The sequence below is a fragment of the Microbacterium sp. NPDC058062 genome (assembly GCF_042885375.1).
Lineage (GTDB): Bacteria > Actinomycetota > Actinomycetes > Actinomycetales > Microbacteriaceae > Microbacterium > Microbacterium trichothecenolyticum_C.
Window position 1 is genome coordinate 717365 of the sequence record NZ_JBHVSC010000004.1, and the last position, 9493, is coordinate 726857.

Here is a 9493-nt window from a genome sequence, read left to right on the forward strand (position 1 = left end):
CCTCCGTAGGCTCGCAACCCCAAGGGGAGTACTCCGCCACGATCGGCTCGTCACTACGGATGCATGGTGCATCCCGGGCCATCGGTCCTCGATCACGAGGATGGAGAAGACCTTGGCGTCGATCAGTCACGCCAGGTCTGGAGCCTCCTTGAACATCACCCCGCTCGTCTGGGTCATCACCATCGCGATCACCATCGCGTTCTTCGTCTACGAGTTCTTCGCGCACGTCCGCAAGCCCCACGAGCCCACGATCGGCGAGTCGGCCCGCTGGTCCGCGTTCTACATCGGTCTCGCGCTGCTGTTCGGCGTCGGGGTCGGTGTCGTCTCCGGCTGGACATACGGCGGCGAGTACTTCGCGGGCTACCTCACCGAGAAGGCGCTGTCGATCGACAACCTCTTCGTCTTCCTCATCGTCATGACGGGGTTCGCCGTCCCGAAGATCTACCAGCAGAAGGTGCTGATGATCGGCATCGTGATCGCGCTGGTGCTCCGGGGCGTCTTCATCGCGGTCGGTGCCACGCTGATCGAGAACTTCTCGTGGATCTTCTACCTCTTCGGAGCGCTGCTGCTCTTCCTCGCCTATCGGCAGGCTTTCGCCCACGGTGAGGCGGATCCCTCACAGGGCCGGTTCATGCGATTCGTCCGCCGTCGGCTGCCGGTCAGCGACGACTACAACGGTGACCGTCTCACGGTCGTGAAGGCCGGCCGCCGCTTCGTGACGCCGATGCTCCTCGTGATCGTCGCGATCGGGTTCGTGGACCTGATCTTCGCGGTCGACTCCATCCCGGCGATCTACGGGCTGACAGAAGAGGCGTACATCGTCTTCACCGCGAACGCCTTCGCGCTCATGGGCCTGCGGCAGCTGTTCTTCCTGATCGGCGGTCTGCTCGAGCGCCTGGTCTACCTGGCGCAGGGCCTCGCCGTGATCCTCGCCTTCATCGGCGTCAAGCTCGTCCTCCATGCGATGCACGTGAACGAGCTGCCGTTCATCAACGGCGGCGAGCCGATGCTCTGGGCGCCCGAGATCCCCATCTGGTTCTCGCTGCTGTTCATCGCCGCGACCATCGCGGTCGCGACGACCGCGAGCCTCATCAAGACCCGCGGCGGCCGCGCCGCGACGTCGCACCCGACCACCCCCGCCGCGGATCATGCGTCCGCGGCCCACACAGAGAAGGAACTCTCTTGACCCGCCGCTGTTCTGAATCGCCCGCCGACTCCGACAGACCCCGCGCCTGGGTGACCCCAGGCGCGCCCCACCCCGTGCGAGACGGAGCCGCCCGCTGATGGGCGACCTTCTGTGGAACATCGCACTCGTCTTCATCTTCGTCCTGGTCGGAGGAGTCTTCGCGGCGACCGAGATGGCTCTGGTCACCCTGCGCGAGAGCCAGATCAACACCATCGCCGCGCGGGGCAGACGCGGGCAGAAGGTCGCCGGCCTCGCCCGCAACCCGAACACCTTCCTGTCGGCGGTGCAGATCGGCGTGACCGTGGCGGGCTTCGCCTCCGCGGCCTACGGCGCGACCTCGATCGCTCCCTCGGTCGTCCCGCTGCTGATCGGGTGGGGAGTGCCCGCGCAGCTCGCCTCCACGATCGCGACGGTGCTGCTCACCCTGCTCATCGCCTACCTGTCGCTGGTGCTCGGCGAACTCGTGCCCAAGCGACTGGCCATCCAGCGCAACGCCCAGTTCGCGTACGCCGTCGCCCCGGTGCTCGACGGGTTCGCGACCGTCATGAGACCGGTCATCTGGCTGCTCTCGGTCTCGACGAACGCCCTGGTCCGGCTGCTCGGCGGTGACCCCCACAAGACCGCCGACGGACTGACTGAGGAGGAGCTGCGGGATATCGTCGCGACCCATCAGAGCCTCCCCGCCGACGAGCGACGGATCCTCGACGACGTGCTGTCGCTCCGGGGCCGGCAGATCAGCGAGGTCATGCGACCGCGTCCGGAGGTCGTCGCGCTGGATGAGACCGTCTCGGTCGCAGATGCCATGGCCCTGGTGCGCGAGCTCCCCTTCTCGCGCTACCCGGTGGTCGACAAGTCGATCGACGACATCGCCGGCTTCGTCCACGTACGCGACCTGTTCGACGCGGCGCGGGAGAACGGCGACGCTCGGGTGCAGGAGCTGGTCCGGCCGATCTCCTACATCCCGTCCACCGCTCGGCTGCTGCCGACCCTCACACGCATGCGGGCGGACGGGCACCACATCGCCGTGGTCGTCGACGAGTACGGCGGCACCGACGGCATCGTGACGCTGGAGGATCTGGTCGAGGAGGTCGTCGGCGAGATCTTCGACGAGTACGACACCGCGGCCGACCCCGCAGCGGCCGGCGGCGTGATCGACGGACGGCTCAATCTCCAGGACTTCGAGGAGCTCACCGGGCTGTCGCTGCCGCGAGGGTCTTCCGACACCATCGCCGGATTCGTGACCGAGCAGCTGGGCCGGCTGGCCGTGGTCGGAGACACCACGGACGTCCCCGGGGCGACCATTCAGGTGACGTCACTGGACCGCCGCCGCATTGCCGGTGTGCGCGTGAAGCCCCGGCGCGAGGACACCGACGACGCGGAGGCGGTCGTCCCCACCGGCGCATAGCAGCGTCCGGCCTCCGCCACGAGGGCGGAGGCCGGACGGTGCTTCGGGTGCCGGAGCCGCTACTTCGAGACGGTCACCTTGAGCGGGGCGCTCACCGTCGTGCCGGCGGCGTTCGTGAACTCCACCGTGTAGGTGTACGTCCCCTTGGCCTTCCCCGCGACCGGCAGCGTCGCGCGCTGCGCGCCCGGGGTGGCCGCCTTCAGGTCGCCCGCGCCGACCTCGACGCCGTTCTCGAGGAACCGGTACGAGGTGGCGTTGGTGCCCCACCACAGGTCGGCGGTGACGGTGTACGACCCGGCGCCGTTGCGTGCGTCGCTCGACAGGACGGGCTTGCCGGGAGAGGCATCCGTCACCTTCACGGTGAGCGGCTGCGTCGCGGTCGTGCCCTTCGAGTTGACCAGCTCACCGGTGAACACGTAGCTGCCGTTCACCAGGCCCTTGATGTCGACGACCGCGCTCTGCGCACCGGGCGTCATCATCGTGAGCGGCACCTTTGCGACGAGCTCGCCGTCGCGGTACAGCTTGAACAGCGAGCCGTTCTCGCCCCACCACAGGTTCATCGTGAGCTGGAACGTGCCGTCCTTGAGGCCGGTGTCCCATCCGTCGTTCGACGAGAGCACGCCCTTGGCCGGCGCCGTCTTCGCGCCGTCGTTCGAGGCGACCTCCGGGAGGGTGACGGATGCCGTCGCCGCCGACCGCTCGCCCTCGCCGAGTGCGTTCACACCCGCGACCTCGTACGCGTGGGTCGTGCCGAGCTCGAGCGCCCGGACGGTGCAGCTGGTGCTGCTCGTCTCGCACACCGGATCGGTGCCGCCCGCCTCGTAGACGCGGTACCCCGTGAATCCCGGACCGGTGGGAGTCGAGGCATCCCACGCGACCGTGATCGAGGTGTCGCCCGCCAGCGCGGCCGTCACGTTCTGCGGCGCGCCGGGGCGCGTCTCATCGGCCACGGCGAGCCACGAGATGACGGGCTTCTCAGCGCCGGCGCCCTCGTTGGTGACCAGGTAGTCGACGGTGGCGGGAGCGGTCAGCGTGAAGGTGAGCGGCGCGGCGATCGGCCCGCTCGAGCCCGACAGCGGGACCGTGCCCTTGGCGAGCTCGGTGCCGCCCACCGACGCCGTCTGGTACATCGCACGGTTCAGACCCCACCATTCGGTGAACCCGCCCGTGAGCGTGTACGTGCCCGCGTCGAGGGGCAGACGGTAGACGAGCTTCGTCGTGTCCTGGTACAGACCCGTCGAGTACTTGTCGTTGATGTCGGTGGTGCCCTTCGTCTTCATGCCGTCGGCGACGTAGCCCCACTGGTCGGCGGCCGCTGAGACCTGGTCGACGGTGGAGTTCCGAAGAGCCACCGACCCGGCGACCGCGGTGTACTGCGGCGAGGCCGCCCCGCTCGTTCCCGAATCGATGTAGTACACCAGCGCCGGCGGGACGATCTCGTAGCCCGCGACGACGGCCTGATCGGTGTCGGTCAGGCGGCCCGTGACCGTGAGCTTGCCGTACACTCTGCGCGACTGCGCGGCGGAGGCGGCATCCCATTCGACGGCCTTCTCGGCGCCGGCGACCGTCACCGTCTCGGGAAGGTCCTCGTCGACGGTCAGCGCGCCCTGCACCCCGAGGTCACGAGGAAGGCTCTGCACGTAGACGAGCGCGAGGCGGGCGTTGTAGCCGCTCGTGCCGTTGGTGCCGAACTCCACGTCGACCACGGCGTCCGCGTCGAGGGTCAGCGTCTGCGCGACCGGCGTGGCCGATCCCGTCGACGTCGCATTCTTCGTGGTCTCGGTGCCGGCCGCCTTCACCTTGGAGTAGACGTTGGTCGTGAGCCCCGCACGCGGCGCCTGGACGGCGACGATGTTGTACGAGCCCGCGGGCAGCGTCAGGTGGTAGGTGATCGGCTTGTTGTAGTCCGCGCCGACGTACGACGAGCCCCAGTCCGCCGGCGAGCCCGCCGCGATCGTGGTCGCCGTGGTCGAGTAGCCCCACGTCGTGCCCGCCGTCGTGCCGTCCCACTTCTGGTCGCTGGTGTCGTTGAGCAGACCCGGAGTGGATGCCTTCACCGCCGCGTACACCGATCCGGCCGGAGCGCCCGCCGCGCCCGAGTCGATGAAGTAGTCGAGATCGGCCGGCGCGACGAGCACCGTGGCGCTGAAGCGCTGGTACAGGCCCGATGACAGCTTCTCGGTGGAGCGGCCGGACGCGGCGAACGTGCCCAGCTCGGCGACGCTCTTCGCGCTCGTCGTCGATGCGAGGCTCCACGTGACCTTCGCGTTCGTGCCGGCGAGGTCGAGCTTCGCGGGCAGGGTCCGGTCGGTCGACGTGATGGTCACGACGCCCAGGTCGAGCACGTCGGGGCTGACGTCCTTCGGCACCAGCCCATCCGCGGCGGCCGTCAGACGGGCCGCGATCGCCACCGACCCCTCGGTGTCGAGGCCGTAGGCCGCCGGGTCGTCCAGCGCGGCGGTCGCGTTCGCCTTCACCGCCGCGAACACCGCCCACGTCTCGGCGCTGTACTCGCTCTCCTCGAGGCCCTTCACGGCATCCGCCGCCGCGGCGAGCGCCGCGGTGTCGGCCTTCGCGGAGTCGGCTGTCGCGGTGACCACGCCGACGGCGTCGACGTTGATCGAGGCGTCGTTCGCGGTCTTGATGACGACCGTGTGCGGGCCGTTCGACAGGCCGCGGAGGATGAACGTGGTGCGCTCACTGCCGGCGGCGAACGTCGGCGCCGCCGTGGCGACCTGCACGCCGTCGACGATCACGTCGAGGGTCGTGGTGCCGGCGTTGGTGCCGATGATGTCGAGGCCCGTGCCGGTGAAGGAGTACGTCATCGACGCTCCCTTGGCCGTGCTCTTGGAGGCTGTGCGCTGCCACTCGAACATGCCCTGGCCGTTCGCGTGGCTCCAGTTCTTGTCGAACTGCAGCACGGGCACCGAGCGGTCCGCCCAGCTGGTCTGGTGCATCCCGTCGATCATGGCGGCGTAGTACGGCGTGTAGCCCGGCACCGTCTCGATCTTCAGGTTGTCGAACTGCACGAAGTTGAAGCTCGAACCCAGCTGGATGCGACCGGTCGCCTGGGGCGCAACATCCGTGTACGTCGCGACCTCCGCGCCGTTGACGTACGCCGTGTACACCGACCCGGCCACCTTCACGGCGATGTTGTTCCACACGCCGGCGCCCGCCTTGAACGCCGCGGCGGCGTTGCCCGCCACCGTGCCCGTCGAGAGCGTCGCGCCGAAGCGCATGAACGTCCACGCGCCGGTCGGGTCGATCTTCAGCTCCGCGGCCGAGACGCTCTGGCCGTTGGCCGTGCCGCCCTGCTCGCGCGCGCCGATGGTCGCGTACTGGGATCCGGATGCCTCGAACAGCACGTCCGACGAGACCGTGTAGTTCGCCCAGCGGGCGTCGCCGATCGTCGTCTTCGGGTCGCCGCCGTTCCACGCACCGCCCGCCATTCCCGGACCGACCTGCTGACGCAGCACGCGGTCGTGCCCGGCGTCCGGGGTCGCGACCGACTCGAACGCGCCGTTCGTGTCGTTCGTGTACCGCGGCGTGGCGCCGTTGTCCTCGCTCTGCACGGTCGGCGTGCCGGCGGGCTTCGCCTTGCTGCCGCGGGTGTCGAGGTACGACTCCTGCGTGTCGACGAGCTGCCCGGTCGCGGGGTCGTAGCCCTTGATCGCGCCCTCTTCGGTGTAGTCGAAGTCGTCGGCGTACAGGACCGCGTCGTCGGTCACGCCGTTGACGTTGCCGCTCGCGTCGGTGTCGAGCACGTCGCGGCCGCCGTCGGCGTCGGTGTACTCCTTCGACGTCGGCAGCGCGCTGCCGTAGCCGTCCTTCGCGGAGAGCTTGCCCCCGGCACCGGCGGTCGCGTGGTCGAGCGTCGTGAACGTGACGGCCGACCACGGCTTGACGGTGACGGTGTACGTGCCGTCGGCGGCGGGGGTGACCTCGCCGACCGGCTTCAGGTAGTTCGCGTCGTACGCCTGGCCGCCGTCGGCAGCCCGGGTCTCCCACACCTCACCGGTCTGGTCGGCGCCGAGGTTCAGGTCCTTGGCGACGATCCGGTAGGTCTTCGTGAACTTCGAGTCGTTGATGATCACGGTCGAGAAGTCCGACGCGTCCGGCGCCGCGAGCGTCGTGTACGACGCTCCGCCGGCGCGCGCACCGCCCGGCGGGTTGCCCGTGCCGAGCTCGCTGCCCGACGCCTTCGGGATGGCCCGCCAGATGCCGGCGGTGTTGTCGGCGTTCTCCCACCCGAGCTTCGCGAACTGGGTGAAATGCTCGATCACGGCGAGGCCGCCGTCGTAGTACATCCAGCCCGACCACGGGTCACGGGCGTTCACGAGCTCCTTCGACGAGTACTGGAACCCGTCGTAGAACGAGCCGATCGCCGGCTGGAAGATGTTCATGGTGCGCCGCGACGCGTTGAAGCCGGTCGTGACCCAGTTGCCCATCTCGAGCGCGCTGTTGGTGCCGCCGAACTGCGTGCCGAAGCCGCCCTGCTCGTCGCTCGCGTTGTTGTTCGGGCGGTCGGCCGAGCTCGAGAAGGTCGACTGGCCCTCCGAGTTCCAGACCTCCTTGTCGAGCTGCTCGGCGATCTTCTTCATGTTGCCCGCGCTGTCGTCGGCGCTCGAGTAGTGGAAGCCGACGACGTCGACCGCGTCGCGCAGCGACGGGTCGGTGGCAGAGGTCATGGCGTTGCCGAACGAGACGGGCGGCGTGCCGACGGTGTCGGCCGCGATCGTCTGGATGGAGCGGTAGAGGTTCCTCTCCTCCTCCGACGCGAAGCCGTTGTTCGGGTCGGACGCTGTCGCGCCCTCGTAGCCCTTCTCGTCGCCGCGCACCCAGCCCGAGAAGTTCTTGTAGAGCTGGATGTTGGGGCTCGAGGTCTCATTCGTGTCGGGGTTGATCGAGTCGACCATGACCCCGAACTCGCGGTAGGCGGCGAGCACGGTGTTCTTGAACCAGATGTACTGTTCGGCGTCGTTCGCGACCCACGCGGGGCGGTTCCAGCGGAGGAGGCTGAGGTGGATGTCGCCGTGGGCGACGAGCTGCGCGTCGGCGGCGAGCTGGAAGCCGGGCTCGCGGAGGACGTTGGGGTACTCGTCGCGCGTGCGCATCGTCGATGCGTTCGGGCCGGTCGAGGTGTTGCGGTCGTTGCCCATCTCGATCTTGACGGTGTTCATGATCGGGTGGTCCCCGCCGAACAACGTCTCGATGAGCTCCCAGTACGCGTCCGGGTGCTGGGACTTGTAGTCGAGCAGCAGCGCGCTCGTCGAGTTCGCCGACAGCACGCCGAAGCCCTTGAACGTCAGTCCGTTCTTGTTCTGCGCGGCCGCCGCGATGTCGGCGCCCGCGACGTTCACGGTGACGGGATCAGCCCCCGCCGCCTGGGCCATGGCCGGCACGGCGAGCGGCGCCGCGACCACGGCAGCGGTCACCACCGCCGCCAGCGTTGTGCGCACCCGTCGTGGTCTGCGTCCATCCTTCGGACGAGGCATCCATCCCTGCGACATCGCAGTCTCCGTTTCCCCTGGGGCTTCTCCCGTGCGCTCGCGGACCCGGACCGGCGTCGACGCACGAATGGGGCACGACCGCGTGCCCGCAGCGAAATCCTCTCCCGAGAGGGAGGGGTGCCGGAACCGAAACGAACAGATTCGTTCACTCTTGAACCGATTCGAACACACTTGTACGCTGAGGCGATCATGGAGCAGCCCACCGACCCGCCCGCCTTCGGCCTCTCCCGCCGCGAGCACATCCTCGACGAGCTACGCCGTTCGGGCTCGGTGCGGGTCGCGGATCTCGCGCGCGAGCTCGGGGTGTCCGAGCTCACCATCCGTCGCGACATCGGACAGCTCGCCGACCGTGGGCTCGTCACCCGCGTGCACGGCGGCGCGACGCTGCGCAGCCGGCTCGACACGACCGTGCCCGCGTCGTCGGGCGCTCCCATCAGGTTCCGAGTCGGGATGGTCGTGCCGTCGCTCAGCTACTACTGGCCCCACATCATGATCGGCGCGCGGGCCGCGGCGACCGAGCTCGGCGTCCAGCTGATCCTCCGGGGCGCGACCTACTCCGTCGACGACCAGCGCCGGCAGATCGCCTCGCTCGTCGAGTCCGGGAGCCTGCACGGGCTCATCGTGGCGCCCGAGACCCTCGGCGCCGACGGGCGCGCGCTGCTGCACTGGCTCGAGGCGCTGCCGATCCCCGTGGTGCTCGCCGAGCGGCGCGTGCCGTCCGCGCTCGCGCTCACACGCCTCGAGTGGGTCACCACCGATCACGTCTTCGGCGGCTCGCTCGCGGCCGACCACCTCGCCTCGCTCGGCCACCACCGCGTCGGCATCCTCACCTCGGCCGGCTCGCCCACCTCATGGCAGCTGCGCCGCGGGTGGGACCGCGCCGTCGAGGGGCTCGGACTCGAGTGCCTCGTCGACGTCGACGCGACGCTCGACGCCCTGGACGGAGTCGCCCGCGAGGAGCTCATCGCCGATGTGCTCGAGCGCTGCCGCGAGACGCGCACCACCGCACTCCTCATCCACAACGACCCGCAGGCGGTGCTGCTGCAGCAGCACGCACGCGACCACGGCTGGTCGATCCCCGAGGACCTCGCGATCGTCGCGTACGACGACGAGGTGGCCGAGAGCGCGGAGCCCGCCATCACGGCGCTGCGTCCGCCCAAGCAGCAGGTCGGCCGCCTCGCGGTCGAGACGATGGTCGCCCGCCTCGCCGAGGGCGCGCGGCGTCCGGTGCAGCGCGTGTACCTCCTGCCGGAGCTGCTGCCGCGCGCCTCCACGGTGGGCCCCGCGCACTGACCCGCCCCGTTACTTTCTTCGCAGCCGCTTGGTGAGCATGCTGGGCGGTGACGGCCTGCCGGGCCCGGCATGATTGCTGCCCCCTGTCTTTTATGATCC

At 69.5% G+C, this 9493-nt stretch carries 4 protein-coding genes; 3 read left to right on the top strand and 1 reads right to left on the bottom strand.

Annotated features, from left to right (window positions below; translation table 11 throughout):
* Positions 1–148: 148 nt before the first annotated feature.
* A complete protein-coding gene (locus tag ACFVSU_RS16500) occupies positions 149–1186 on the top strand; it encodes a TerC/Alx family metal homeostasis membrane protein (RefSeq protein WP_387145211.1) in 1038 nt (345 codons plus the stop codon).
* 97 nt (positions 1187–1283) lie between these two features.
* Entirely contained in the window at positions 1284–2591 is a 1308-nt protein-coding gene (locus tag ACFVSU_RS16505; protein WP_387145214.1) for a hemolysin family protein, read from the top strand.
* Between the two features lie 59 nt (positions 2592–2650).
* On the opposite strand, the gene ACFVSU_RS16510 is transcribed toward ACFVSU_RS16505, so the two are convergent.
* Entirely contained in the window at positions 2651–8050 is a 5400-nt protein-coding gene (locus tag ACFVSU_RS16510) for a fibronectin type III domain-containing protein (RefSeq protein WP_387145217.1), read from the bottom strand.
* A gap of 240 nt (positions 8051–8290) precedes the next feature.
* On the opposite strand from ACFVSU_RS16510, the gene ACFVSU_RS16515 reads away from it, so the two are divergent.
* On the top strand, positions 8291–9394 hold the full coding sequence (locus tag ACFVSU_RS16515) for a substrate-binding domain-containing protein (RefSeq protein ID WP_387145220.1): 1104 nt from the start codon (positions 8291–8293) through the stop codon (positions 9392–9394).
* Positions 9395–9493: the final 99 nt, after the last annotated feature.